Annotated in this window: 19 protein-coding genes; 10 read left to right on the top strand and 9 right to left on the bottom strand. The window is 36.5% G+C overall.

Features of this window, described 5'->3' with window-relative positions; all coding sequences use genetic code 11:
• Positions 1 to 4 precede the first annotated feature (4 nt).
• Entirely contained in the window at positions 5 to 2,254 is a 2,250-nt protein-coding gene (locus BC781_RS20080; protein ID WP_109621246.1) for a caspase family protein, read from the bottom strand.
• A gap of 74 nt (positions 2,255 to 2,328) precedes the next feature.
• Positions 2,329 to 3,240 (bottom strand): Ppx/GppA phosphatase family protein, encoded by a 912-nt coding sequence (locus tag BC781_RS20075; protein ID WP_109621244.1) that lies wholly within the window; start codon positions 3,238 to 3,240, stop codon positions 2,329 to 2,331.
• Between the two features lie 296 nt (positions 3,241 to 3,536).
• Between BC781_RS20075 and BC781_RS20070 the strand changes: the two genes are divergently transcribed.
• The 8 genes from BC781_RS20070 (at position 3,537) to BC781_RS20035 (ending at position 12,705) form a co-directional block, all read left to right on the top strand.
• Positions 3,537 to 4,775, top strand: coding sequence for a M16 family metallopeptidase (locus tag BC781_RS20070; protein ID WP_109621242.1), 1,239 nt, complete (start codon positions 3,537 to 3,539; stop codon positions 4,773 to 4,775).
• Positions 4,776 to 4,897: 122 nt separating this feature from the next.
• Positions 4,898 to 5,689, top strand: a complete 792-nt coding sequence (locus BC781_RS20065) for a CPBP family intramembrane glutamic endopeptidase (RefSeq protein ID WP_109621240.1) — start codon at positions 4,898 to 4,900, stop codon at positions 5,687 to 5,689.
• A gap of 231 nt (positions 5,690 to 5,920) precedes the next feature.
• Positions 5,921 to 6,769, top strand: a complete 849-nt coding sequence (locus BC781_RS20060) for a DUF4437 domain-containing protein (protein WP_109621238.1) — start codon at positions 5,921 to 5,923, stop codon at positions 6,767 to 6,769.
• A gap of 82 nt (positions 6,770 to 6,851) precedes the next feature.
• Positions 6,852 to 7,700 carry an SDR family oxidoreductase gene (locus tag BC781_RS20055; protein ID WP_109621236.1) on the top strand — a complete coding sequence of 283 codons (849 nt, stop codon included), beginning with the start codon at positions 6,852 to 6,854 and terminating at the stop codon, positions 7,698 to 7,700.
• 723 nt (positions 7,701 to 8,423) lie between these two features.
• Positions 8,424 to 8,630, top strand: coding sequence for a hypothetical protein (locus tag BC781_RS20050; RefSeq protein WP_109621234.1), 207 nt, complete (start codon positions 8,424 to 8,426; stop codon positions 8,628 to 8,630).
• Entirely contained in the window at positions 8,630 to 9,484 is an 855-nt protein-coding gene (locus tag BC781_RS20045) for an SPFH domain-containing protein (RefSeq protein WP_109621232.1), read from the top strand. Before BC781_RS20050 ends, BC781_RS20045 begins: the two co-directional genes overlap by 1 nt.
• Before the next feature lie 291 nt (positions 9,485 to 9,775).
• A complete protein-coding gene (locus BC781_RS20040; protein WP_109621230.1) occupies positions 9,776 to 11,605 on the top strand; it encodes a T9SS type A sorting domain-containing protein in 1,830 nt (609 codons plus the stop codon).
• Between the two features lie 227 nt (positions 11,606 to 11,832).
• Entirely contained in the window at positions 11,833 to 12,705 is an 873-nt protein-coding gene (locus BC781_RS20035; RefSeq protein WP_109621229.1) for a family 16 glycosylhydrolase, read from the top strand.
• Between the two features lie 75 nt (positions 12,706 to 12,780).
• On the opposite strand, the gene BC781_RS20030 is transcribed toward BC781_RS20035, so the two are convergent.
• The 6 genes from BC781_RS20030 to mfd all read right to left on the bottom strand — a co-directional run bounded on the left by BC781_RS20030 (position 12,781) and on the right by mfd (position 23,872).
• Positions 12,781 to 13,752 carry a glycosyltransferase family 9 protein gene (locus BC781_RS20030; protein ID WP_109621226.1) on the bottom strand — a complete coding sequence of 324 codons (972 nt, stop codon included), beginning with the start codon at positions 13,750 to 13,752 and terminating at the stop codon, positions 12,781 to 12,783.
• 53 nt (positions 13,753 to 13,805) lie between these two features.
• Positions 13,806 to 14,564: a 23S rRNA (guanosine(2251)-2'-O)-methyltransferase RlmB gene (rlmB, locus tag BC781_RS20025; protein ID WP_109621224.1), complete on the bottom strand. Its 759-nt coding sequence runs from the start codon at positions 14,562 to 14,564 to the stop codon at positions 13,806 to 13,808.
• A 21-nt stretch (positions 14,565 to 14,585) separates the two neighbouring features.
• Positions 14,586 to 15,224 carry a uridine kinase gene (gene udk / locus BC781_RS20020; protein ID WP_211323897.1) on the bottom strand — a complete coding sequence of 213 codons (639 nt, stop codon included), beginning with the start codon at positions 15,222 to 15,224 and terminating at the stop codon, positions 14,586 to 14,588.
• Positions 15,225 to 15,452: 228 nt separating this feature from the next.
• Positions 15,453 to 18,716, bottom strand: a complete 3,264-nt coding sequence (locus BC781_RS20015) for a hypothetical protein (RefSeq protein WP_109621220.1) — start codon at positions 18,714 to 18,716, stop codon at positions 15,453 to 15,455.
• A gap of 294 nt (positions 18,717 to 19,010) precedes the next feature.
• Positions 19,011 to 20,237, bottom strand: a complete 1,227-nt coding sequence (gldJ, locus tag BC781_RS20010) for a gliding motility lipoprotein GldJ (protein WP_109621218.1) — start codon at positions 20,235 to 20,237, stop codon at positions 19,011 to 19,013.
• A gap of 260 nt (positions 20,238 to 20,497) precedes the next feature.
• Positions 20,498 to 23,872, bottom strand: coding sequence for a transcription-repair coupling factor (gene mfd / locus BC781_RS20005; RefSeq protein WP_109621216.1), 3,375 nt, complete (start codon positions 23,870 to 23,872; stop codon positions 20,498 to 20,500).
• A 278-nt stretch (positions 23,873 to 24,150) separates the two neighbouring features.
• On the opposite strand from mfd, the gene BC781_RS20000 reads away from it, so the two are divergent.
• Positions 24,151 to 24,555, top strand: a complete 405-nt coding sequence (locus BC781_RS20000) for a hypothetical protein (protein ID WP_109621213.1) — start codon at positions 24,151 to 24,153, stop codon at positions 24,553 to 24,555.
• Positions 24,556 to 24,686: 131 nt separating this feature from the next.
• The gene (locus tag BC781_RS19995; protein WP_109621211.1) at positions 24,687 to 25,184 is read left to right on the top strand and encodes a GNAT family N-acetyltransferase; all 498 of its coding nucleotides are present in this window, start codon (positions 24,687 to 24,689) and stop codon (positions 25,182 to 25,184) included.
• A gap of 71 nt (positions 25,185 to 25,255) precedes the next feature.
• Here BC781_RS19995 and BC781_RS19990 read toward each other — a convergent pair whose 3' ends face one another.
• Complete coding sequence (locus tag BC781_RS19990; protein WP_109621209.1) at positions 25,256 to 26,194, bottom strand: hydrogen peroxide-inducible genes activator; 939 nt, start codon at positions 26,192 to 26,194, stop codon at positions 25,256 to 25,258.
• Positions 26,195 to 26,253: the final 59 nt, after the last annotated feature.

Here is a 26,253-nt window from a genome sequence, read left to right as displayed (position 1 = left end):
AAGATTATTCTCCTTGACTATACAATGTAAATCTTTCAATATACCAATCAGATGAATTCGAGGCTTTTTTATCGCCTCTTTGTACACCTCTGTTTAGGAGTATATCAATCGGATTCTGAACTTTTGCTCCTCCGCGTGTAACCACCGCAGGGCTTTCCAAGACCCAAGGGTCATTTAAAGGTTCTTTACTAGAAAGCATAAAGAACGTGTCTGCGCCATAAGGCGGACCTACCCTAAATTTACTTTTCGGAATAACAACTTCCTCCAAATACTTTCCTCCTTCACTCTTGGCCAAAGTATAAGTATTATTCTCTACACTACTATTTCGAGGAAAAACAAGTGTCATTTGCCCGTTACTATCCATCATAAAAATGTAAATAAAACGGTCTCGCCTATTCCACTTTTTAAATAAAGCCTCGTCACGCATCATCACAAATTCATAGACAGAACCTTCAATTGTATTTCCATCTTTGATCACCTTTTTAGAGATAACATCCCTAATCGCTAAGGAATAAGGAAATGAAGCATCATTGCTAGGTGAAGGCAAGGTCATCCAAGCATATAATTTAGAGATTTGATTACTGCTTCTATAAAGACTTTCAAATGTTGTACGATCAGAATCATAAAGTACCCAATTGGTTCGGTTAGGCAGTGGGTAAAGCTCTGCCGAAAGTTCAGAGTAATACCAAGCATATTCTAGCTGCCCACTTTTATTGAATCTACCACTTAGCCAATAAGTTGCTTCAGGGATACTCAATGTTTTTTCTACTCCCGAACCTTCATGTAGAAATGTCTTTTCCATAAGGTCTCCGACACCTTTTACAGGAGGATAATTGACCCAAATGGTATTTCCAAACTCCATACAACCCGAATTCACTAGACTCTTAATTCCTTCTTCAAAACTAGCTTCATCAAATTTGATAGGTAACATTCTTTTTTCTCCACAATGATTGACCAACTGCCAAGCTGTACCATCAAAAATACATTTGATAGAAACATCTTCTACAGTCAGTTCCTCTAATACCTTGAGTTCATATTTGGAGGCTATTTTACCTATACCATTATGTAATTCCTTGAGGTCTTCAGCTTTATAATTGCTACACGAATACCAAACTTTCAATGCCCTATTTCCTATAAATGGCATTCCTGTAATTCGATAAAAATCACCAATCTCGATATCTCCCAGCTTTCCATTAATCACCTTTGCCAAACAACTATTGATATCCGTCATTTCAGTAACTTGCAGTTCTACTCCATCTTCATTCAAACTTGCTAAAGTAGTTCCTGGTGATAAACCAATCGCAAATCCTCCATCTAGTTCTACTACATCTTTTTCTTTATCAGAAATAGCTACTTTGGTATATTTCTCTTCAGATTCTGAGCCAAAAAGGGTAAGGCGAGAGCGTGAAATATTCCCTTCAAAAACAGGATGTTGACTAGGCACTCCCATATATAAAAGAATAGAACGAGTTCTTTTGAAAAGATTCAAAGCCGATTCATTCGGTGAGCTTTCCCGAAGTGCCTTCATAAATGCGTAAGTAAAAGCACCATGTTTTTGCCCATCGGGATCCGTAAACTCTTTCGCTAACTCATAATCTTGAGATGCTGAAATCACAAGTGCTCCTTTCGAGGCAATATCAATCGGGTCAAAAGGTTCTTTCACATCTCTATTGTCTCTTCTGATGGCTCTTGCTTTATACATTTCTGGCAAGCCTGATGAGCGACTCACAGAACCACTATTACAGCTATCAAAGATGATTGTCAGAACAGCTCCTTTGTCTTGTATTTTGGAAAAAAGCTCATTCAGTTCCTTGTCTCTGATATCCAACACGCCCGTGTAAGAATCGGAAGGTACTATCGTCTCATCTAGCTTGTCTACTTCTGGCGATCTTGAATTCACAACTTGAGAACCATGCCCTGCATAATATATGAATACCTCATCGCCTTTTTGGGTCATGGCGGCAAGCTTCTTAAAGCCTTCGATAAGTTTATCTCTTGTGGTCTCTTCGGGGGTTACTAATGTTATGATGTTGTTTTCAACAAAACCGAACTTATTCAGAAGGATACTTTTCATGGAAAGGGCATCATTCACTGAGCCATCCAAGTTAATCCACATTCTATCCGATTTTACAGCGTCTAGCCCTTCTTTGGGTTCGTAATTGTTTATCCCGATAATAAGTGCTTTTCTTTCAATAGAAAAAGCACTCATGCTTAGGAATAAGAATATAGTTATATAGAAAAGTAGCCTTTTCATAGTTTTTAGAGAGAAGTCTGTTTTTGGAAAATTATACTACCCCCATAACTACGTTTCAATCCTTCATAATTCCATCAAGAATGCTTTTGCCAAAAAATACCTTCTCTTAGCGAGCTTTCTGAAATATAGATACGATCAGTCTGAACTTGCTCTATCACATATTGGAGTGAAATAGCCGCAGGTACAATCATATCTACACGTTCAGATATTAAACCTGCAATTTGAAGACGCTGAACTCGAGGTAAAGTCAACAACTCTTGATACATGGCATTGAAAATACCTGTACCCACAAAATTCTTTTCCTCAGTCAAGGTTTCTCTTGTTCGAGCTTCGTACATACTTCTGATGGTGTCGAATGTTCCTGCCGAACCAATTAGTTTTTTAGGCTGAAAAATACTGATCTGCTCGTTAAGTGATGCCAATTCTTCATCAAAGAAATCATACATCTCCTTTTGACTCTCCAGTGAAATTGGATCTTCTTTATAAAATGCATCCATCAAGCGTTGAGCACCTATTTCAAAGCTTTCTTTCCAATAGATTTTTTTTTCATCACAGATAATGAATTCGGTACTTCCCCCTCCAATATCCATGATCAAGCCTTTTTCCCCTTCAAAGTTTATTTCATGCTGAACCCCAAAACTGATCAGTCTTGCCTCTTCTTCTCCCGAAATCACATGAACTTTTATTCTTAGTTCTTCATAAATTTCTTCGATGACTTCTTCTGCATTTTTAGCAGCTCTAAATACATTCGTACCAATCGCCACAATCTCATCAGCTCCAACACGATTGATTTGTTTCTTAAAATCAGACAGGGTATGAATGGCTCTATCTACGGCTTCTTGTAAAATTCTCCCGTCACTGATTCCTCCTTTTCCCAATCTCACAAATTGAAGGTCAGAAGCCAATCTTACAAGTTTCCCATCTTGAAGCTCACAAAGAATATATTTGAATGTATTTGTTCCTAAATCAATAACTGCTATTCGCATATCTAATATGTTATTTCTAAGAGAAAGAAGGTGAAAAGATTTTACCTAACTACAAAAAGCGTAACTTAGTTGTTTAAATGCAACAAAAACTAAAAAAGTCCAATTAGATTGTTTATTTTAAAGGCTTATCAGAATTCAATATCTGAGTTTTTAAGATTGTTGCTCGCGCGATTATCTTCGCCAAATCCAAATACTAGAATACATCAAGAAGTCCACAGACTTCACACATAAAAAAAACAAGAGCCGCTACTTTATCCTCTTGTGTACATTTGACAAAGCATAGCTAAAAAACATAGATGATTCAATATAAAAGCTTTACACTCGACAACGGATTGAAAGTAATTGTTCATGAAGATCAGAGTTTTCCTAATGTCATTTTAGATATAATCTATAATGTAGGATCGAGAGACGAAGACCCAGAAAAAACGGGGTTTGCCCATCTTTTCGAGCATCTGATGTTTGGTGGTTCAAAGCACATCTCAGAATTTGACACTCCACTTCAGCGAGTAGGTGGAAGTTGTAATGCTTTTACAAGTCCTGATGTAACCAATTACTACATCAATCTTCCAGCACAAAATATTGAAACGGCTTTTTGGTTAGAATCTGACCGTATGAAAAGCCTTTCTTTCGATCCTAAAGTCTTAGAAGTACAAAGAAAAGTAGTGATCGAAGAATTCAAACAACGTTACCTCAATCAACCTTATGGCGATGTTTGGATGAAACTAAGAGAATTGGCTTACAAAGTACACCCTTACCGCTGGCCAACTATTGGCAAAGAAATCGCTCATATTGAGCAAGCTGTAATGGATGATGTAAAAGAATTCTTCTTCAAATATTACAGACCTTGTAATGCGGTCATGATTGTGGCAGGAAATACGACTTTAGAAGAAGTAAAACGCTTGTCAGAAAAGTGGTTTGGAGATATTGAATCAGGAGAAAAATATACCCGCAACCTTCCAAAAGAGCCTGTTCAGACTGAGGCTCGTTTACTGAAAGTTGAAGAAAATGTACCTGTAGATGCTCTGCATAAAGTTTATCATATGTGCGATAAACTTCATCCTGATTTCTATGCTACAGATATTCTTTCTGAGATTTTGGGTAGAGGTAAATCATCAAAGCTTTATCAGAAATTGGTGAAGGAAGATAAAATCTTCAGTTCTTTCTCTTCTTATATCTCGGGTTCTTTTGACAATGGCTTATTGACTTTCTCTGGTAAAATGCAAGAGGGAATCAGTCTTGAAGAAGGAAATGCTGCATTGGAAAATGCCTTGGCAGCCGTTGCACAAGAAGGTGTAATTGATACCGAACTTCAGAAAATTAAAAATCAAGCAGAGTTTAGTATGGCTTATGGCAAACAAGAATTGATGCCAAGAGCTATGGGACTCGCTTTCGCTAGTGTACTGGGAGATACTGAGCTTGTAAATAAAGAAGAAGAACTAATTCAGAAAGTAAGTGTAGATCAAGTAAACCGACTTGCTAAAGAATTATTGAGAAATGAAAATAGCTCTACTTTGCTTTACGCAAGTAAGAACTAGTTATACATAGAAAAGAGAATCAGAAGTCTAACTCAATAGAAGTGATTGAGTTAGACTTTTTTTTATACTAAAAAATACTTAGTTTGAAATTAACTTTAAGTATAATTATTTAAACTTTTTCTATGAAAACCCCAACTACTAATCATCGTATCAAGATTTCTCTCATCACACTTATTGTTTTTGCTATATACAAATTCCTTCAAAAGTCATCTTTCGCTGATATTATGTATGGTCTAGACGAGTATATAGATAATATTCTTGTCAGCTATGGGATCACCTATGTACTTGTTGGAATTCCTATTTTTATAGGATTGCTACTCCTACACAAGCCTGCTCAATTGCTTGAGAGCGTTGGTTTGAACAAATCAATTTTTGAAGGTCTTGGTGTTGGTCTCTTGTCTACAATTCCTCTGTTTATCGGATTTAGCTTTTTATTCAAGTTTGAGTCTGAAACGACTGTCGGAATAGTCATTGAATCTGCTGTATACGCAGCTTTTTTTGAAGAATTGTATTACAGAGCTTTCTTATTCGGACAGCTTTTCAAATACGGGAAATTAGGCTTTCTACCTTCAATTATCATTGGTGCACTTATTTTTGCTGCTGGCCATTTGTACCAAAGTCAAGACCCTATGGAATTAGTGATGATATTTTTAGTCACTTTCGCAGGAGCACTCCTATTTGCATGGCTTTATGCAGAATGGAATTTCAATTTGTGGGTTCCAATCGGACTACATTTCTTTATGAACTTAGCATGGCTCCTCTTTGACGGAACGGGTACTGCTGGCGGAAACTTGTATGCTAATATTTTTAGGCTAATTACCATACTAATCGTCATTACCCTCACTATTGTTTATAAAAGAAGAAATGGCATTGATCTTAATGTGAATAAAAAAACAGTTCTATCGACCTTTTAAGCAACAGCCTCTTACATAAAGAATTAATGAGATAAAGTCTTAATCTTTGCGATTATTAAAGCTTTATCTCATTTATCATTTAAGATCAGACCTAACTTTGTTCAAATCTTAGAACTCTTTTAAGTTTTAAATAACCAAAGAAGACTGAGAGGAACTATAAATACGAACAGACTGATTTTAATGTAGTCATACATTCTAAAAGTCAAATCATTACCTAAGTATACATCTAAAATGAGACCCTTTTTATTAATTCTATCTACAAGTCTTTTTCTTGCTTGTACAAACTCTAACTCACAAAACACATTCGATCGTAAAAATACGGATACCGAATATCAGCTAATACTGACTTCTGATGTCAAATTTGACAAACTCAACCCTGCTCGTGGCGACCAAAGTCCTTTGGCTGGTACTCTTTGGGGAGATCGTAATGGAAAAGAAGCGACAGGCTTTTTATTTAGACCTGTAGATGGTTTTCAATCACCTCCGCACATTCATAATGTGACTTATAAAGGGATTGTAATTAACGGTCTTGTGCATAATGATGACCCTAAGGCTGAAAATATGTGGCTGCCTTCTGGCTCATTCTGGACACAGCCAAAAGGAGCTGTTCATATTACTTCTGCAAAAGGCAGTAATACCATGGCATATATTGAGATAGAAGAAGGCCCGTACCTCGTAATGCCCACAGAAGAACACTTTGACAGTGGAGAAGAACCAATCAATGTAGATCAATCAAATATGGTTTGGTTAGATGCTGCTGATATTAAATGGATTGATCAATCGGATGCAAAAGTTGCGTTCTTATGGGGAGAGCCAAGTAGTACTGAATTCAATGGTCGTTTGATCAAATTGCCTGTAAACTTCAAGGGGAAAATCATTAGTAAAAGCCCAGATTTTCGAGCCGTTGTTATTAAAGGTACACCTCAATACCAAACACCTAAAAGTGAACAACCGACTACTTTAGAGGAAGGAAGTTACTTCAGTGCCTTAGGTCATTCCGAGCATCAACTTTCTACTACAGATGAAAGCATTCTGTACGTAAGATCAAAAGGTTCTATGGAGATTATTTCCATCAAATAATTTTTGAAGATAAGTAACAAGCTACCACAGAATGAGTACCTTGTTACTATTTCTACTCATATTCACTACTCAAAAATAGATCATGAAAATAGCTGTAACTACTGCCAGTGGTCAACTCGGAAAAGCAATCGTTAATGCATTGATCGATGTTTATGGAAAAGATAGTATAGTTGGTATTGCTCGTACACCAGAAAAAGCCAAATCACTCGGTATTGAAATTCGTAAAGGTGACTACAACTCTTTTGATGAATTCAATGAAGCACTAAAAGGCATTGATAAAGTTCTTGTGGTTTCTGGGCTAGATGCCCCAGAAAAAAGAATTCAACAACACCGTAATATCATCAAGGCTGCTGAAGAAAATGGCGTAAAAAAGTTAGTCTACACAAGTATTATCGGTTCTGAAGTAGGTACAGCTTTTGACGCTATTATCAAAAGTAATCGTCAGACAGAACAAGATATTTCCTCTTCAAAATTGAATTGGGCTATCGGACGGAATGGACTTTACATTGAACCCGATTTAGAATATGTAGAAAAATATGCTGAAAAGGGCTGTATTTGGAATAGTGCGGCTGATGGAAAATGTGCATATACAAGCAGAGCCGAACTAGCCAAAGCTTATGTTGCCTTGCTTTCTAATGATGATCTGAATGGCGAAATCTACAATTTATCTGGAACGCCAATCACACAGCAAGAATTGACCGATACCATCAATAGAGATTTCAACACAAAACTCACTTACAAAGAAATGAGCAGTGAAGAATATTTAGCTGATCGTAAAAATGAACTTGGAGAATTCTTTGGCGTGATTGTGACAGGTATTTATGATGGTATCAAAAAAGGCTCTTTTGATGTAGTTTCAGACTTTGAAAAAGTTACGGGAAGGCCACATCAGAGCTTAGATGAAATGATTATAGATTTCAAAAAATCGTAAATTTCTCGATCAATTTATAAGAAGGTGGACATATGTGTTTGGGTAATTTCGATTTTCATTCTAATTGATCTGCCTTAGTAAGTACAATCATTCATTGATTTAATTGTAGTCTTCATTTTTCCTTGATGAAAAACGAAGCAAAAAATCAAGTCCCATTCAATCGTCCTTCCCGCAAATCAGCCTAAGCTCCACACGATGGGACTAACAGCCCACTTAAACGTATTAGTGGGAAGCTTGCCACAAAAGCGGAGGAGCAAAGGCAAGTGGGGTGACCGTTTTTTATGTGACTTGATTTTCTTTGGTTCGTTTCTTTTATCAAGAAAAGAAATGAACACTACAATCAGAGTAAGAAAGACAATATCCACTGTGCATGAATTACTATGAATGAAAGAGGCGGACGCAGTTCTTTAGACTCCAAAATCTGCTAAGATGTCGAGTCTGAAGACTCTGATATCCATTTATAAGTTAAGAACAGTAAATTTTTATCTCGAAATTATATGTCCATCTACTGAATTCGGCTTTATCTAGAAATTAGGTAAAGCCGATTGAATAATCTCACAAAATAGCATTTCCCATTTCCTCTAGCATAAGTGCTTCACACTTTCCCTTCTCCACAAACTATCTGCATTTAACCTTTTTTAGATTTCTCTCGTATAATCCTGTATTGCTAAAAACAACACATCTTCTGAAACCAGAAGATTTTTTACTACAATTCATAAAACTATGAAAGGTAAACGGAGCACAAAAAGCTATAATCCGCCAAGCAATAACAAGCTGTGGAGATGGCTCGGAATAGGTCTACTAGACTTTGCTGTTCTTGGCTTTATAGCTCCACCACTTATCAGTAATAACTCCACAACAGATAATTTATTAGGGGCAGGGATTCTTGTCGCTACCTTTATTCTTAACCTCAAATTTTTAAGAAAATAATGAAAACGAAAAACCTATTTTGGGCAGTTGCATTACTACTCCTAACTGCTTCTTGTACTAAAGTCAGAAATGGTAATGTAGCTATCAAAGTCAATTTGTTGGGGGATAACAAAGGTGAAATGGAAGTTTTGGGTGCAGGAAGATACTGGGTTGGCGTAAATGAGGAACTATACATTTTCCCTACTTTCCTTCAGAATAAAGTATGGACAGACGATATAAACGAAGACTCTCGCTCACAAGAAGGTTTTGACTTTCAGTCTAACGAAGGTCTACAACTAAATGCTGATGTCGGGATCAGTTACAGAATTAAGAAGGAAGATGTTCCAACCATTTTTACTTCATACAGAAAAGGAGTTTCTGAGATCACAAATGTCAATTTGCGTAATATTGTTCGTGATGCATTTACATTAAATTCTTCTAAATACACTGCTCAATATATCTATGGAGATGGAAGAGCACAGTTTATGGAAGAAATCAATATAATCGTGAAGCAGGAAGCAGGCAAAAATGGAATCACCGTTGAGAAAGTTTATCTAGTGGGTGGCATCACTCCTCCAGAGTCTGTAAAGAAATCTCTTGATGATAAAATGAGAGCAAAGCAACAGGCTCAACAGCGTGAAAATGAAGTAGCCACAGCTCGTGCTCAGTTCAAAATTGACTCTATCAAATCGAAAGCGGAAGCTTATAAGATTATTACAAGAGCAGAAGCTGAAGCAAAAGCTAACCAAATAAAAGCTCGTTCGATTACTCCAAACTTGATCAACTATGAGAAAGTGAAAAAATGGAATGGCGAACTTCCAAAAGTAAGCGGTGAAACTCGCCCTTTAATTGATATTTCTCAGACTTTGAATTAGTCATTTTAAACTAAAAATATCATCCCCACTTTAGCTGAGGCTATCGTGGGGATTTTGTATTTAAAGCCCTTCAATTCCCCCTCGTCTTAGCCTTGAAAAATTGGTAGGGGAAATAATTTATAGCTATTCTTTTCCTACCAATCCATTTCTATAAAAACTATTTCCCCCTTAAGCCTAATACTATTTTTTTCGCTTGAAACTTTCCCTTCAGAATATATTGGGAATACATTTTAAGCTGTACATCACTCATTAAGCACAGCTATTATTTTACCCAAAACCAATAACACACAAATGAAAAGTTTTAAACTTAGCCTCATTTTTATTCTGATCACGTGCTTCTACAACTATCAAGTTTTTTCACAAGCCACCCAACCCACATTCAATGCAGGAGAAGACCCTAAACCCACAGGTAAAAAATGGGTATTGGTAAATGACCTATCCGATGAATTTGATGGATCTGAACTAGATTTAGTAAAATGGAAAAACACAGATCCAACAGCTTGGATAGGTAGACCTCCAGGAATTTTCAAAGAAAACGTCGCTACAGTTGGCGGAGGTAACCTTAGACTAACCAACTATAAATTATCTGCTGCAGAAGTCGTAAATGGAAATACATTCACCCATGCAGGAGGAAATATTACTTCCCAAAAAGCGGCTCAAGTAGGTTACTACACAGAATGTAGCATGAAAGCCAATAAAACATTCATGTCTTCCACTTTTTGGCTTATAAACAAAAGAAATGAAGGACAAAACTGCGACCAAAGAACTATTGAATTGGACATCCAAGAATGTGTAGGTACAGTCACTTCTACCGACTCTTGGCCTCAAAATAAATTTAGAGAAATGGGTTCAAATACCCACAGTAGAAATACTTCTTGCCCTGAAACACCTGTTGGCTCAAAAGGAGATCATGTTGATATCGGAGGAGCTGCCTATGACGATTACCATGTCTATGCTGCTTGGTGGAAAAGCAAATCTGAAATTCTCTTTTACCTAGATGGAGAATATGTTTTCACCGTAAATCCTGTGGCAGACTTTGACCTCCCGATGTACCTACGAATGGTAACTGAAACGTATGATTGGAATCCTGTTCCTTCAGATGGTGGAATGACAGGTTCTTGGAATGATCGTACAACCTTTTATGATTGGGTCAGAACTTGGAAACTAGAAGATACTACTGACGCTGTATCATTGAATAGCGCACCTTCAAAAGTGGTTACTTCTGAGTCATTCGATGTCTCTATTTCTTATGTGTCTTCAAGTCAGAATGATATTTTAGCAATCGTAAATGATCCTTCTGGAGCTTGGCTCACTAATGCTAAAACAACAGTACAGGCAGGTTCAGGAGCTGTAACTCTAACAGTCAACCAAGACACGGATTGGAATGTAGCAAATGGATACAAGCTTGGTATCGCTATTCGTCCTGTTGGAGGAGATTTCTCATCTAATCTTGATTACTCATTTGTGAACTTCGATGTTACTGCTGACGTGCAAATGGCCTCACTACAAAATCAAGGTAGCTTTAACTTTATGAGCGCCACAGACCCAAATAAAATGAGTAATAAAGCTACTGCTGGTACAACTGAACAGTTTCAGATTATTGATATTGGAGATGGAAAAGTAGCTTTAAAAGGAAGTAATGGTAAATACGTTTCATCTGAAAATGGTACAAAAGAAATGACCTGTACAAGAACTGAAATTGGTGCTTGGGAAAAATTCACTCTGATCGATTATGGCAATAACATCTATGCTTTAAAGGGAAATAATAATCTATATCTCAGAGATAATATGCTTTGTACCAGTACAGGGGTATCTGATTGGCAACGTTTCAAAATCACTTACAACAATTCAAATGCTAGAATTTCAAATAGCTCCTCTGAGTTTGTTGATGAATTTATACTCTCACCAAACCCTGTTCATTCAAAGTTGAGGTTCTCAAAAATTACCAGCGGAAAATATCAGTTGACGATCTACAATTCTGTAGGAAAACAGATGAAAACTGAATTCATAAATGTGGATAATCAAATGGAAATCAATATTTCTGATCTGAAACAAGGAGTATATATACTACAGCTACAAAATGAAGCGATAAATAAAACAGTACGTTTCGTGAAAGAGTAATAATTATTTTGAGGGAAGTAAAAGGGACTGTCTCTGTATAGAGCAGTCTCTTTTTTATCTATAAAACTTTTAGAATTGATAATACAAATAATAATTTCCCCCTTAAGCTTGATTCATTTTTTCCCATAGAAAAGCACTCTTTTCAGATATCTTTCCATTATAAAGACTGCCAAATAGTCTATTTCTATCAATATTTTTTTCATTCATAACTAATAAACAATTGATCAATGCATAAACTATATATTCTGCTCATCTGCGTTTTCTTTTCTCAAGGATGTAAAGAAGCTATCCGACCGTCTTTCAATGATGGCGAAGACCCAAAACCTAAGCACAAAGAATGGGTATTAGTCGATAAACTTTCAGATGAATTTGATGGCGTAGCTCTAGACGAGAGTAAGTGGAAAAATACTGAGCCTAAAGGCTGGATAGGTAGACCTCCTGGAATATTTAAGAAAGATGTAGTTAGTCTTGATCAAGGAAGTTTAAGGCTTACAAACTATCAGCTTTCATCTCCTGAACAAATCCGAGAGGATATTTTTACTCATGCTGGCGGATATGTGGGTTCTCAACATCCCGTTACTGTTGGGCATTATATCGAATGTAGAATGAAGGCAAATAAAACATTTATGTCTTCCACTTTTTGGCTTATCAATAATACTAGAGATGGTGAAAACTGTGATAAAAGAACAGCAGAATTAGACATTCAAGAATGTGTAGGTATTGTTACTAATCCTCAAAAATGGGCACAAAATAAATTTAGACAAATGGGTTCTAATACTCACAGTAGAAATACGCAATGCCCTGAAACACCTGTTGGGTCATGGGGTAATCATACTGATATTGGAGGTTTAGCCTTTGAAGACTTCCATATTTATGCTGCTTGGTGGAAGAGTAAATCTGAGATTTTATTCTTTTTAGATGGTAAGCATGTCTACACCGTTCACCCCGAAGCTGATTTTGATTTACCAATGTATTTACGAATGGTTACTGAAACCTACAATTGGAATCCTGTTCCTGAAGATGGTGGAATGACTGGCTCAGAAGAAGATCGAACAACTTCTTATGATTGGGTAAGAACTTGGAAATTGGAAGATGTTTAAAAGGGAGAAAAAAAAACAAAATAGCTCAGTTCATCTACTTATTACTAAAGTATTTGAACTGAGCTATTTTTTTATTTAAACTTCAAAATCAAATTCTTGCTCTCGCATACATTTAAAGTGACCTTTCGGACACTCTTTATGCCCAATTTTAGAACAAGGTCTACAATCTAAATCTTTACGTTCATAGACTACAAAACTGGTTCTATAAGGATACATTCCTAGTTCAGGAGTTGTATTCCCCCAAATGCTATAAACTTGTTTTTTGAAGGCTGCAGCAATGTGCATCAAACCTGTATCATGCGTGAAGATCACCTTCGCTTGTTTCACCAATGAAGCCGATTGATTAAGCTTGAATTTTCCACAACTGTTGAAGACCTTCTTTTCTGGAAAATTCTTTTCATAATACTCAACCAATTTATCTCCCACTTCTTTATCCTCAGGACCACCTAAAATGATTGTAGGAATCGTAATTCGATCCATTAGCTCAATCATTTTTTCAAAAGGCAACTGCTTGGTAGCATGTTGTCCTCCAATCACAAAGCCAGCATATTCACCTGTATAATCTTCACCAATCCAACTTAGCTCTACCTCGTCTTCTTGAGCTATAAAATAGTCAAGCCCCAAAGCATCTGTTTTCACCCCTAACTTAGTGGCTGGTTCCATATACCGATCTACGATATGTACATTGGGCATGACATTTTTCAATTTCCAATTTACATAAAGCCATTTTTCACGATTGATCTTATTGAACGAATAGCTCTTCACACCCCAAAGTTGAAGTTTGATCAGTGACGTTCTAAGGTTTTTGTGAAGATCGATGATATAGTCAAATTTTTCTTTCTTAAGCTCTTTAACCAAACTAGAAAGTTTACCATCCAAAAGATGAATTTTATCAATATACGGATTCTCCTTCAGTACTCCGTGATATTGCTTTTTAGTCACATAGTGGACTTCTGCATTATCAAGTTGCGTTTTCAATGCACGGATTACAGGAGTTGTAAGAACGATATCTCCAATAGAAGAAAAGCGAATAATGAGAACTTTCATATCTTAAAAAGTAAAAGAGCTTAACCTTTGGCTAAGCTCTGTATTATATTTTACTAAAGTGACTTTTGTCTTACGGCTTCAAAAAGAATAATACCCGAAGCGACTGATACATTCAATGAATTGATTTTTCCATTCATTGGAATCTTAGCTAAATGATCTGCAGTACGAAGAATTGTATTTGAAATACCAATTTCCTCATTACCCATCACAATTGCAGTAGGCACACTGAAGTCCATTTCATGAATGGTTTTCTCTCCTTTTTCAGTACATCCTACTACTTGTAAACCACAACCTTGTAAGTAAGAAATTGTCTCAGGAAGATCTTCTACTCTACAAACAGGAATATGATTCAAAGCTCCTGCTGAAGTACGCACGGCATCAGCTGTTACTTGTGCAGCACCTTTTGTAGGGATAATCAAAGCTTGAACACCAGCACATTCAGCCGAACGAGCAATAGCACCAAGATTACGAACATCCGTTACTTGGTCTAACACCAAAACGAAAGGAACTTGACCTGTCTCATACGCTGAACTAATAATGTTATCTAGAGAAGCATAAGAAATAACCGACATATAAGCTATAACCCCTTGATGATTCTTACGTGTAACTCTCATCAACTTAGGCTCTGGTACACGAGAAACAGGAATATTTTGTTCCCTAGCCAATCGGTGAATCTCTGCCAATTGAGCATTTGTACTTTCTCTGTTAATCAGAAGTTTGTCGATTTCTTTGCCAGCTTGTAAGGCTTCCAATACAGGTTGAATCCCGTAAATCATATCCTTAACGGCTCCTTTATTTCTATTATTTTCCATTTTCTAAAATGATAGCAGGCATTATTCGCCTTTCTGTAAATAATCTCTAAGGTGATTGATGAGCATATTCACTGCCACTTTATTTTTCCCACCTTCAGGAACAATTACATCGGCATAACGCTTACTCGGCTCACAATATTTAAGATACATTGGTTTCACAGTAGCAAGATACTGATCTCTCACCGACTCCAATGTTCTTCCTCTTTCTTTGATATCTCTTTCAATTCTGCGCAAAAGCATTTCATCAGCATCTGTATCTACAAATACTTTGATGTCTAAAAGCTTTCGAATTTTTCGCATTGCGAGAACTAAAATCCCCTCTACAATAACTATGCGGGCAGGTGTTAAGATTTTTGTTTCTTTTTCTCTGGCGTGAGTCTTGAAATTATAGATAGGACGTTCAATCTGATTGCCATTTGCCAACTCTCTAAGGTGTTGCTCTAGCAGTTCAAATTCTATTGCATCTGGATGATCGAAGTTTGTCTTCGCTCTTTCATCCAAACTCAGATGATCTAACTCTTTGTAATAAGCATCTTGTTCTAGTAGAATTGCATCTTCTACATCGAAGAGCTCTGCAAGATTTCTCGCTATGGTTGTTTTACCACTTCCACTTCCACCAGCAATGCCAATAAATAAACAAGTTCCCATAATGCGTCCCATTCCCTTACTAAAGTTTTACCTGCACCTATAACACAAGAAAACAGAAATAAGGCACCAAAAATAAAAATTTTGACAAAGCTACATTGGAAAATCACAAGCTCAAAACATACACTCAATCATTTATGGAATCTTTGAGAATTACCTGAAAAGAACAAAACCCCCAAACGATCAGAAAGATCATCTGAGGGCTGTCTCATATACAAACACACTAAACACTAATGAAAAATTTTAGAAGTCATGACCTATTGAAATTACATATTTCGGACTTTCGCTTCTGTATCCATCCTCTATTGTCCATGCGACATCCAATTTGAGGTAGTAACCAAATAAAATAGAACGAACCCCTGCTCCATGACTCATGAGGAATGGACTTTTGTAGCTTTTTACTTCTACTGTAAACTCTCCTCTTTCTATCACTTGATTGGTTCTATCAGACTCAGATAGTAAATCTGCCCCAGACCATGCTGTTCCCACATCAAAGAAGGCTGTAAACTGTAAGTTTCTGAAGAAAGATGAGCGAATTGGCTTATTGGTGATAAACTTCAGAAGGGGGAATCTTATCTCTCCATTATAGCTAAAGAAGTTTTCTCCTTCCCAAGTATTATAGTTAAAACCCCTAACCGTTGGGATAAATCTGTCGAACATTAAGTTTGTTAAAGGCTGAGAGACAGGTTCACTCACATCTGTTGGGTTATTCGTAATCGATGGGAACAACCAATTTGCTGTACCTCCCAAACGATAGGTTTTAGGCGCACTTCCGAAGAATTTACCCATAGAAACTCTTGAGGCAAAGGTAAGTGATCGGTACAACTCATGATAATGCCTAAAATCTATATAAATCTCAGAGAATGAATCGTCAGCATCAGAAATTCCTGTATGGTTTTCAAATCGGATACGTCCTCTTGTTCCCCTCATCATATTATCTCCCATGACAAAACTATTGTCATAGATATACTCCACTGCTAAACCCGCATAATTTGTCCGTTCTTCAGGAATAAATAACTGTCGCTTATTGATATAACTCGTACTTTCAAACATAGGCGATACTTCTACCCTGCTTCGGATTGTGAAAGGATATGATACCGTTGGTTTAAAGCGGTTTAGTGTATATAAATGGTTAATTTGGGTATTGGCACTCGCAGGGTTTGTATTCTTTATTTCTAATAGAATCTGCTCATATCTTGTTTTAAAATCTACTCTTTTACCCAAGTACTGATACTCTGCATACAAACTCGAACGGTTGATTACAGGCAATACACCAAACATTCCCGCACTGATTTTATGATTTTCAAGTACATCAGACATCGAAGTCTCAAAGAGTAAATTCCAACCTCTTAATGGGTCAACTACAAGGTTACTGGTGAAGTTTTCAACACCAAATCGGCTTTCATAAGGTACAGGTTTCGATAATCCCGAACGACGACCTTTATTCCTTGCATTTACTGCTTTCTTATATTTTTCTAGGAACCTTTGTCTTGAAGATTTTGAGAATGAATCAAAACGATAATTATCGGTATCAACTTCTACATCTTTTTTTTCTTCCTCCAAAGTAGCCATGGAGTCTGTCGTTATCGTTTGTATACTATCATTTGCTAAAGCTTTCTGACGCTCAAGTTCTTTTTGCTTATCTCTTTCTTCTTTAAGTTTCTTTTGTTCTTCTAGGTAAGCTTCCTTCTTTTTTTGCTTAAGCAACCTCATATCCAAGACTTTCTGACGTTCTGTCTTGTTTGTCACCACTGGAGTTGATAATTCTAAAGGGCTTAAGAATAATTGCTCCCTTTTCCCTTCCCTCATTACAAAACTCAATTGTCTATTAACCATCGCAAAGTCCATAATACTATACAAGTAATTTGTAAGCTGTATAGACTTTTTGGTCTCTAGATTCATTTTATACAGATGTGAAATTCCGCGTTTATCACTCAAGTATAAAATGTTATTCTTGTCTATAGGATATGGACGTATATTATCACTTTCGCTTTCTGTCAGAGCTTCTAAAGTATTACTCTTACTCCTGTAAATAAACAAATTGAGATGATCTGAAACTTCTGGAATATCTTTTACTGAAACATTGAAGTTAAGTGAATCTAGTGGACGGTTGGAGCTAAACACCACATCCAAACTTTTAGGTAAAAAACGCGCTTGCAGATCATCATATCCATCTCTAGTTATCTGCTTTGACCTTCTTTTATCAAGGTTGTGTAAATACAAATCACTTTGTCCTCTCTTTTCGGCACTAATCAAAAGGTATTTTCCATTATGCGAAATGTCAATTGCATTGATATTACTAAATGGAAAATGTATTTTTTTCTTCTTTTTACGAGTCCAATGTAGAACTGCCGATTGCTCTAAATCGTAGGTCCACATCGTCAACTCTCCTTTCTCATCGGCTATAAATAGAATTTCTGTTTCATCAATCCAAGCCACTAAAGGCAAACCCAAATCAATATCTTGGTTTACAACTCTATACCCACCTTTTAAAATTATCTGTTCTTTTTTAGTTACTGTATCAATGAGTTTTACGTGATATTTACCTCTATGATTTTCAACAACAGCTAATCTACTTCCATTTGGACTAGGAACCATTTGAGTATACAAACGCTCTTTCTTATTGCTCTTCAACACATACTCATCATCGGGTTGTATATGTAAAAGTTCTAATGGTTCATACTGATTGACATAGTAGCCTTCCCAGTCTTGGATGAATCTTTCATATGAAACACCCAATGTATTTAGGATACTTGTTTGCTCATCTCGTACAATTCGTGTTAAGTTTAGAATACTGGAAATATTCTCTTTTCCATATTTCTCAGCGATGTAGTTCCAAATAGATTGTCCTACCCATTTTGCTTTCTCACCTTCCAACCAAGTTGGGTTAGGAACTTTCTTTTGCTTAAGAAAATCACGCATAAAATCATCCATCTCCAAAGACCAACCTTCAGCTACATAATTTGCAGCACCACTAACAAACCATTGTGGTAAACTAAGTAAGTAACTACTGCGAAGCATGTCTTTTAAACTACCTCCGTACATCATTTCTAGCACATAAGAATATGCCAAACGATAGAGCAGTTCTTTCTTATAGTCATACTTATTTCCAGTGAAAGCAATCTCTAATTCTGGGCGGAAAAAATTGGTTTGACCACTAAAAGCAAAGCCTTGTTGATTAATTCCAATATTACTTTGCTTAAGGTCATCTACCGAATTATAAAGTAGAAGCTTGGTTTTGGTGTAAGGTGCAAAGCCAATTAAGTCAGTTATTCGATTAAATTCTTCTTCTGCATACTTCGCTGTTATACGTGCAGTAGTATAACCACCATCGTAATAATAAATTTCGAAGTGTGCAGTGGAGACCATTCTCCAATTGAATTTATCATATTGAATTCTATTCTTTCCAAACTTTTCATCTGTATTAAATTGGGCAGATGCAGCTATAGGTAGAAAAAGAATCAATAATGAGTATATAATTTTCTTTGGGCTATTCTTGAAATACATGGGTTAAGATAGTGCAATTCTTGTCGAAGAGATATTAGCTAAGGTTACCAGGATTGTACCCGATCACATCGGGAATTCAAAGTCTAAACTTTGTATTGGGTTATGTACAGAAGTTAGAAAAAAAAAAGAGTTAATGAGCTGAAATCTTTTTATAGTTCAATAATTGCCTATTAATCAACAAGTCTTTTTTACTCAAGTAAGACTGTGATCAAATATGATTCTTAGATTTTGAGCATAAAAAAACTCTCCTCGTATAGAGGAGAGTTTATATTTCTGAAATCTGAGTTCTACTTATTAATAGTTGCTTCCTGCATTGATCATTGCACAACGGAAACCAATAGTTGAAGTAGCTGAATCTTGCTCCAAGAATCTTCTTGTACCAGGAGCCATCCAGTATGCTACATCATTCCATGATCCACCTTTATAAACACGAATCGAGTTACTCATATAAGAGTAGAAGTTCGCGTAGTCATACTCATATCCCCAGTTTGCATCATCTAAATAACCTGATTTTCTGACAGGGTTTAGATCTGAGAAATCTTTGTATGATAGTGGACGGTAGATATCTTCAACCCACTCATTAACGTTACCAGCCATGTTATAAAGACCGAAATCGTTTGGAGGGTTATCGTAAATCCATGCAGTAATCATAGCAGCATCATTTAGCTCACCACCAATACCTGCATAGTCACCTCTACCTCTTTTGAAGTTAGCCATAAAGTTACCCATTTCTTCACCGTAAGGGTTTCTTAATGTATGACCATCCCAAGGATAGATACGACGCTCAGCGTAGTTTTCATCAAGTTCTTGCAAACCGATCAAAGCTTGTGCTGCATAATCCCACTCAGCTTCTGTAGGAAGTCTAAAGTTAGGAAGTACGATTCCTGACTCTAGAGGAATACGCTCGCCATTTTCAGCTTTTTCTACTTCAGAATCTTCACCGTTTTCAAGAGCTAAGATTTTATTCACGTAGTCAGTTCTCCACTGACAGAATTTTGTTGCTTGCTCCCAAGTCACACCTACTACAGGGTGAAAACGGAAACCAGGATATCTTAAATAATGATCAACATATTGATCATTGAATGCTAGTTCTGCTTGCCATACTGTTGTATCAGGTAAAGCTTCATCATACGCTTGTTGTCCTGAATCCAACTGTAAATAATGTAGATACTCTAACCAGTGAATATTAGCAATCTCAGTTTCATCCATCCAGAAAGACGATACAGAAACAGTTCGCTCAACATTGTCGCCTGTTTTCATGATATCTTCTTCGAATGAACCGAGGATAAGACGTCCACCTTCGATATATCTCATGTTTGGAGCTTCAGGCATTCCTTGGTAATCTCTTACAACAAATTCTCCATCTCCTCCTGAATTATATTCAGCACCAGTAATAGTACTATAAGCTCCTGTGTTGTAACTATCAGGCTTGTATCCACCTCCTACGTTACATGATGTTAACGACACTGCCGCTAATAAAAACAAGGATAGATAAGTAGTAATTTTTTTACCTTGATCCATAATTATTCTATTAAAAAATCTTCTCGATTTCAGTTATAATCGCCCAATATTAAGGATTATTTTAGAATACTGTGGGCTGTTTTAATCAATAATAGTCTTTTCAGCATTCCCAATAATTGTACCCAATTATTCTAACACTGTAAAAAAAACTAAATTTTTCTTTCTCAGAAGAGACCAAAAACCTTTCCAAACTTTACTATTTAGTTTTTTGAAAAGTGCATGAACTCAAATTTAAGGTTTTATTCCAAGAGAATATCAATTTATACCTGATTAATTTCTGCTAGGCAGTTCAGTGCATTTTCAATTGATGGAATATCTGCAATATTCAAAATCAAGCGTTTCTTGGTTTCTTTTAAGCTACACTTTCTTGGGTACTTCTGAACAAAAGCTAAAACCTTACCAAACTCCTCCGATTGATAATAGTGAGCGTGAGTATGCTCCAAAAGATAAACTTTGAGGTTTCCATTTTTCAAAATCAGCTTCTCAAAAGCTAACTTTTCAGCACTCCAACGAAGTCTTACTGTAAGCAATAAATCTTTCACTGCTGTAGGAAGTGGCCCAAATCGATCTTTTAGGGATTGATTGAACTTCTCTAAAGTTTCTTCATTCTTGAGTTTATCTGCTGTAATATACAAATTCAGACGCTCAGAAATATTACTCACATATTCGTCAGGAATCAGAATTTCGAAATCAGTTTCTATACTGCAACTGACCTTGATGGTTTTCTTCGAAATCTCTTTACTGAATAGGTCTTGGAATTCATTTTCTTTCAGTTCATCAACCGCTTCTTCCAATACCTTATTGTACATCTCAAAACCAAGATCTGAAATAAAGCCCGATTGCTCTCCTCCTAATAAGTTACCCGCACCTCGAATATCTAAGTCTCGCATCGCTACTTTGAATCCATCTCCTAAGTCAGAGAATTCTTCCAAAGCACTCAAACGTTTACGAGCATCACCAGTCAAATTGATGGTTGGAGGGGTAAGGAAATAACAATACGCTTTTCTGTTTGAACGCCCGACACGACCACGCATCTGATGCAGATCAGAAAGTCCAAACATATGTGCTTGATTGACTAAAATGGTATTGGCATTCGGAATATCAAGACCAGATTCAATGATATTGGTAGAAACAAGTACATCGTATTCACCTTCTATGAAGCGAAGCATCATTTTTTCCAACTGAGGTCCATCCATCTGTCCGTGAGCATAACACACTTTTGCGTCGGGGACTAGAGAAAGAATGCGGTTTGCAATTTTTTCCAGATCATTGATACGATTATGGACAAAGAAGGCTTGTCCTCCTCTTTTTAACTCAAAACTGATGGCATCACGTAAAACTTCATCTGTAAAAGTATGAATCTCTGTGGTGACAGGTTGACGGTTGGGAGGAGGAGTTGAGATGACTGAAAGATCACGCGCTCCCAATAAAGAGAAATGTAGTGTTCTAGGAATTGGAGTTGCAGTCAATGTCAGTACATCTACATTGATTTTCATCTCCTTGATTTTCTCCTTAGTCTTTACGCCAAACTTTTGTTCTTCGTCTATAACAAGAAGTCCTAAATCTCTAAACTGAACATCTTTACTTGCAATTCGGTGTGTTCCGATCAGAATATCAACTTTTCCTTCTTTCAAATCTTTGAGAACCTCTCTGATTTGTTTAGCAGTTCGGAAACGATTGACATATTCTACTCGACAAGGAAGGTTTTCCATTCGAGCTTTGAAAGTTTTGTAATGTTGAAGTGCCAAGATGGTTGTTGGAACCATTACGGCCACCTGCTTACTATCACAAACGGCTTTGAATGCCGCACGAATCGCAACTTCTGTTTTCCCAAAACCAACATCTCCACAAACAAGTCTGTCCATCGGATAAGGTTGCTCCATATCCGATTTTACTTCCCCCGTAGCTTTGGCTTGATCGGGTGTATCTTCATAGAAAAATGAAGATTCTAATTCCGCTTGTAAATAACTGTCGGGCTGATAGGCATAACCATGCGATTTCACCCTCTTAGCATAGAGCTTGATCAAGTCTGAAGCGATGTCTTTTACTTTCTTCTTGACTTTTTTCTTCTTGTTTTCCCACTCTACGGAGCCTAGTTTACTGATTTTGGGCTCTACGCCATCTTGACCAGAATACTTCGAGATTTTATGAAGTGCATGCAAACTCACATACATCATATCATTGTCTCGGAAGATCAGACGAATTGCTTCCTGCTCTTTATCGTTATGAATTTGCTTTTCCAAACCTGTAAATCGAGCAATTCCGTGATCGGCGTGAACGACATAATCCCCAATTTTCAATTCTCGAAGTTCTTTAAGCGTCATTGCTTTTGACTTCGAATATTTCTTTTTGCCTTTTGCCTTATGAAAACGCTCAAAAATTTGATGATCGGTATAACACAAAAGTGGTGTGTTTACCATTTCAAAACCTTCACGAAGTGAAATATTGATAGACTGAAATCTTAAATCAGGATTGATTTCAGCAAAGATATTTTCAAGTCTTTCAATTTGTTTTGGCAGATCAGAAGTGATGACAATGTCTTTTCCTTCGTGCTTTTTCTCCGTCAATTGATCGCTGAGATAATCAAAATCTTTATTGAATGAAGGTTGAGGATGTAGCTCGAACTTTACTACAGACTTTGTCTCTAATGAGAATTTCTTTCCAAATTCAATACGTGTCAGTTCTTCCGCAAACTTCTCGAAGTTCGCGACTGACTCATACAGTTCTTCGGGATCGTTGATGATCTTCGTATTATTATTTTTGGAAAGAATATCTTGAAACTCTTCAGTAGCTTTTTGGAAGTAGCTGTCAATTGTATCTATAGTGAGTTGATAATCTTTGAACCAAATTTTCGTGTCTTGAGGAATGAATCTTAAGAAAGACTCTCTAATTTCTTGAATCAGCTTCGTTTGAACATCGGGAACGATTGGAGCAACTTCTTTTTCTTCTACAGAAAGTTGAGTAATTGGGTCAAAAGTACGAATACCGTCTACCTCATCTCCGAACAGTTCGATACGGAAAGGCATATCATGTGCATAAGAAAAGACATCAATGATACCTCCACGAACAGCAAATTGCCCTGCCTCATACACAAAGTCTGTTTTCTCAAAATCATATTCAATCAACAACTCTGAGATAAAACTCAAATCTAAGTCTTCACCTTTCTTTACCGTATATGTATTTTCTAGAAGTGAACGTTGGTTTATTACTTTTTCCGTCAGAGCCTCAGGATAAGTAACAATAAGTTCTCCCTCTTCTTTTTTCTGATTTAGGATACTAAGAATTTCAGCACGTTGTAATACATTGGCATTCTCAACCTCCGTAAAACTGTATGGCTTTCGGTACGAAGAAGGCAATAAGTGAATCTCTTGATGAGGCAATAAACTTTGCAGATCGTTCTGAAAATAAACTGCCTCTTCATAATCGTGGAGTACGAACAGGTTGGTTCGCCTGTTTTTCAAATACGCGATTGTAGCCAAGATAGCATCGAAGCTTCCCGCCAAACCTTTTACTTGAATACTCTTTTCTTTCTTTACTTCATGCAGAAACAGTTTAATATCACTATCTGCTTGAAACAGTTTTAAAAAGTCTTTTACTCTTAAGTGTTCTTGGTTATTAAATGTATCTGTACTCACGATCTTTCTATACGGTTCTTAGATTCAACCCAAAGATAAAAGGACTTGTTTATAACGAAATATGGTGTGGCTAATATTTATGTAAGAAATAAGCTTTTAGAAAGTTTCACCAATAGAATCAATTATTCATATTTTACGATACATTATAAAGTTTCTAATACTCAAAAGTATAAATTTATCCTATCCTTGAAAGCAGCCAAGATAATCTATAAGTTATTTTATATGCATCAACCACTAATTATCAGAAAAACTATTTTTTACCTACATGAAAACAATCAATGAAATTACAACCAAGCTTTGAAATTCAAGAAAACATACTCAAAGTAGAGGTTCAAGGGACATACACTATTGGAAAAGAAAAAGATGATTTGATAGAAGTCTGGAAAGTCATTGCCAATTTCTGTGAAGAAAATCAATGCTCTAAAATCTTGACACTTTGGAATGTTACAGGGAAGATCACTCTCCTAGAGGCCTATGAAATTATTAGTCAAGGGGCAGAACTATACAATTGGAGTAGGCATTACAAACTAGCGATTATTCATCTAGATCAGTCCCAATATGCCCAACAGCTTTACCAATTTGCTGAAGATGTTTCATACAACAGGGGTATTTGGTATAAATCATTTCTAAGAGAAGATGAGGCCAAAGAATGGCTTTTAGAAGAAAACACTCTTCATTCTTAATCCCTACATTTACTAGCTGTCCAAACAACAACTTCAACTACACCCTCCCCAAGCTTCTCATTTTTCCTATTACCCATTTTCATCTAAAAAAACTCTATCTTCGAGCTTATGTCTTTTAGAATTTAAGGGAAATGAAAGAGGTTACAATCTATTATTTAGAAATGCATGCTGCTTCTGAATTGAACGCAAAAACTGATGCAAAAGGACTTGAAATCAGAGAATGTGTTGTTAAGCAGTTTCAATACAATAAATTTTTATATCAACTTATCGGAGGTATTTGGGATTGGACAGACAAACTATCTGAATCGGATGAAGAATGGAAAGCATATGCTGAAGCTGACAATCTCAGAACTTGGGTCGCCTACCAAGAAGGAAGTCCTGCGGGCTACTTTGAACTCCAAATGCAAGAAGAAGGAAATGTGGAAATTCGTTATTTCGGTTTAGCAGAAAAATTCTTAGGGAAAGGACTAGGCGGATTTTTCTTATCTGAAGCACTCAAAAAAGCATGGGAATGGGAAGGAGCAAAAAGAGTGTGGGTACACACCTGTTCACTAGACCATCCGAGTGCCTTGAATAATTATAAAGCTAGAGGAATGAAACTCTACAAAACTGAGATAGAAAAATCATAAATAAGAAAAAGGATTAGCTATACCTTCATTAAAGCATGTCTAATCCTTTTTTTAATTCAATACACCAAATATTAAATCCCTATAATACTCATATCTTTTGGCTTGAATTTATGAGTGATCAACTTATGAGCAATAAGCTCTCGTATTTTTTCTGAAAGGATATCTATACTACGCTTTCTCACATACGGGCGCTGATAAACCATACTAATTTCTCGAACAGGCATTGGAGCTGTAAAATGCTTTGTTTTTTCTTTTCGGTTCTCTGGCATCAGATTATAATACAACTCAGGGACAAGTGTAACTCCTCCAAACTGATCTGTGAGATGAAGAAGCGTATCAAAAGATGTAGCTTCAAAATTCAAGTTTTTAGGCTCTACTACTTTTTCTTTTAAAGCACAAAGCGTTACTGCCTGATTTCTGAAACAGTTTCCTTCTTCCAAAAGCCATACTTTTTTATTGATAACATCTTTCGGAGTCACAAACTTCTTATCGTCTTCGCCTATCCCATAAACCATCATAGCTTCATAATAAAGAATATTCTCTTCTAGGTTCTCGTTTTCCAAAGGAGTAGCTAAAATTCCTACATCAATATTCTCATTTGCCAATTCTTCTTGGATACGCTCAGTCGTGATTTCTACAATATCCAATTCTAATTCTGGAAAAGATTTTAAGAAGTCGGGTATTATAATAGGTAAAAGCGAACTCGCTACTGTAGGAATAATTCCTATTCTGATTGTTCCTTTTAATGTTTCGTCTGGATCATCTTTCAAGTCTAGCAGCTCTCGCCTATTTGCAAGAATCTTTTTTGCTAGTTCCATAATCTGTTCTCCTTCCTCGGTGGTTTGAATAGGCTGACGACTTCTGTCAAATATGACCACTTGAAGTTCTTCTTCTAATTTCTTGATCATGGCACTCAGCGTTGCTTGAGTGATATCACAACTGAAAGCAGCTTTCCCAAAGTGCTTATGCTGATCTACGGCAAGTATATATTCGAGCTGTTGAAAATTCATGATAGATAAAATCTAAAACCCTTATAGATGTATTCGATTTCTTCTAACAAATATACACC

The organism is Sediminitomix flava, from assembly GCF_003149185.1.
Lineage (GTDB): Bacteria > Bacteroidota > Bacteroidia > Cytophagales > Flammeovirgaceae > Sediminitomix > Sediminitomix flava.
Note: the sequence above shows the minus strand (reverse complement) of the source record. Positions and strands in the feature narration are given on the sequence as shown.

What these genes read in the sequence shown, in the direction of transcription:
- BC781_RS20035 (WP_109621229.1), top strand. Translation starts at nt 11,833, where the DNA reads ATGCATAAACTATATATTCTGCTCATCTGCGTTTTCTTTTCTCAAGGA.
- BC781_RS20060 (WP_109621238.1), top strand. Translation starts at nt 5,921, where the DNA reads ATGAGACCCTTTTTATTAATTCTATCTACAAGTCTTTTTCTTGCTTGT.
- BC781_RS20045 (WP_109621232.1), top strand. Translation starts at nt 8,630, where the DNA reads ATGAAAACGAAAAACCTATTTTGGGCAGTTGCATTACTACTCCTAACT.
- BC781_RS20050 (WP_109621234.1), top strand. Translation starts at nt 8,424, where the DNA reads ATGAAAGGTAAACGGAGCACAAAAAGCTATAATCCGCCAAGCAATAAC.
- BC781_RS20030 (WP_109621226.1), bottom strand. Translation starts at nt 13,752, where the DNA reads ATGAAAGTTCTCATTATTCGCTTTTCTTCTATTGGAGATATCGTTCTT.
- BC781_RS20000 (WP_109621213.1), top strand. Translation starts at nt 24,151, where the DNA reads ATGAAATTACAACCAAGCTTTGAAATTCAAGAAAACATACTCAAAGTA.
- BC781_RS20055 (WP_109621236.1), top strand. Translation starts at nt 6,852, where the DNA reads ATGAAAATAGCTGTAACTACTGCCAGTGGTCAACTCGGAAAAGCAATC.
- gldJ (WP_109621218.1), bottom strand. Translation starts at nt 20,237, where the DNA reads ATGGATCAAGGTAAAAAAATTACTACTTATCTATCCTTGTTTTTATTA.
- BC781_RS20040 (WP_109621230.1), top strand. Translation starts at nt 9,776, where the DNA reads ATGAAAAGTTTTAAACTTAGCCTCATTTTTATTCTGATCACGTGCTTC.
- rlmB (WP_109621224.1), bottom strand. Translation starts at nt 14,564, where the DNA reads ATGGAAAATAATAGAAATAAAGGAGCCGTTAAGGATATGATTTACGGG.
- BC781_RS20080 (WP_109621246.1), bottom strand. Translation starts at nt 2,254, where the DNA reads ATGAAAAGGCTACTTTTCTATATAACTATATTCTTATTCCTAAGCATG.
- BC781_RS20065 (WP_109621240.1), top strand. Translation starts at nt 4,898, where the DNA reads ATGAAAACCCCAACTACTAATCATCGTATCAAGATTTCTCTCATCACA.
- BC781_RS19995 (WP_109621211.1), top strand. Translation starts at nt 24,687, where the DNA reads ATGAAAGAGGTTACAATCTATTATTTAGAAATGCATGCTGCTTCTGAA.
- BC781_RS20075 (WP_109621244.1), bottom strand. Translation starts at nt 3,240, where the DNA reads ATGCGAATAGCAGTTATTGATTTAGGAACAAATACATTCAAATATATT.
- BC781_RS20015 (WP_109621220.1), bottom strand. Translation starts at nt 18,716, where the DNA reads ATGTATTTCAAGAATAGCCCAAAGAAAATTATATACTCATTATTGATT.
- udk (WP_211323897.1), bottom strand. Translation starts at nt 15,224, where the DNA reads ATGGGACGCATTATGGGAACTTGTTTATTTATTGGCATTGCTGGTGGA.
- BC781_RS19990 (WP_109621209.1), bottom strand. Translation starts at nt 26,194, where the DNA reads ATGAATTTTCAACAGCTCGAATATATACTTGCCGTAGATCAGCATAAG.
- BC781_RS20070 (WP_109621242.1), top strand. Translation starts at nt 3,537, where the DNA reads ATGATTCAATATAAAAGCTTTACACTCGACAACGGATTGAAAGTAATT.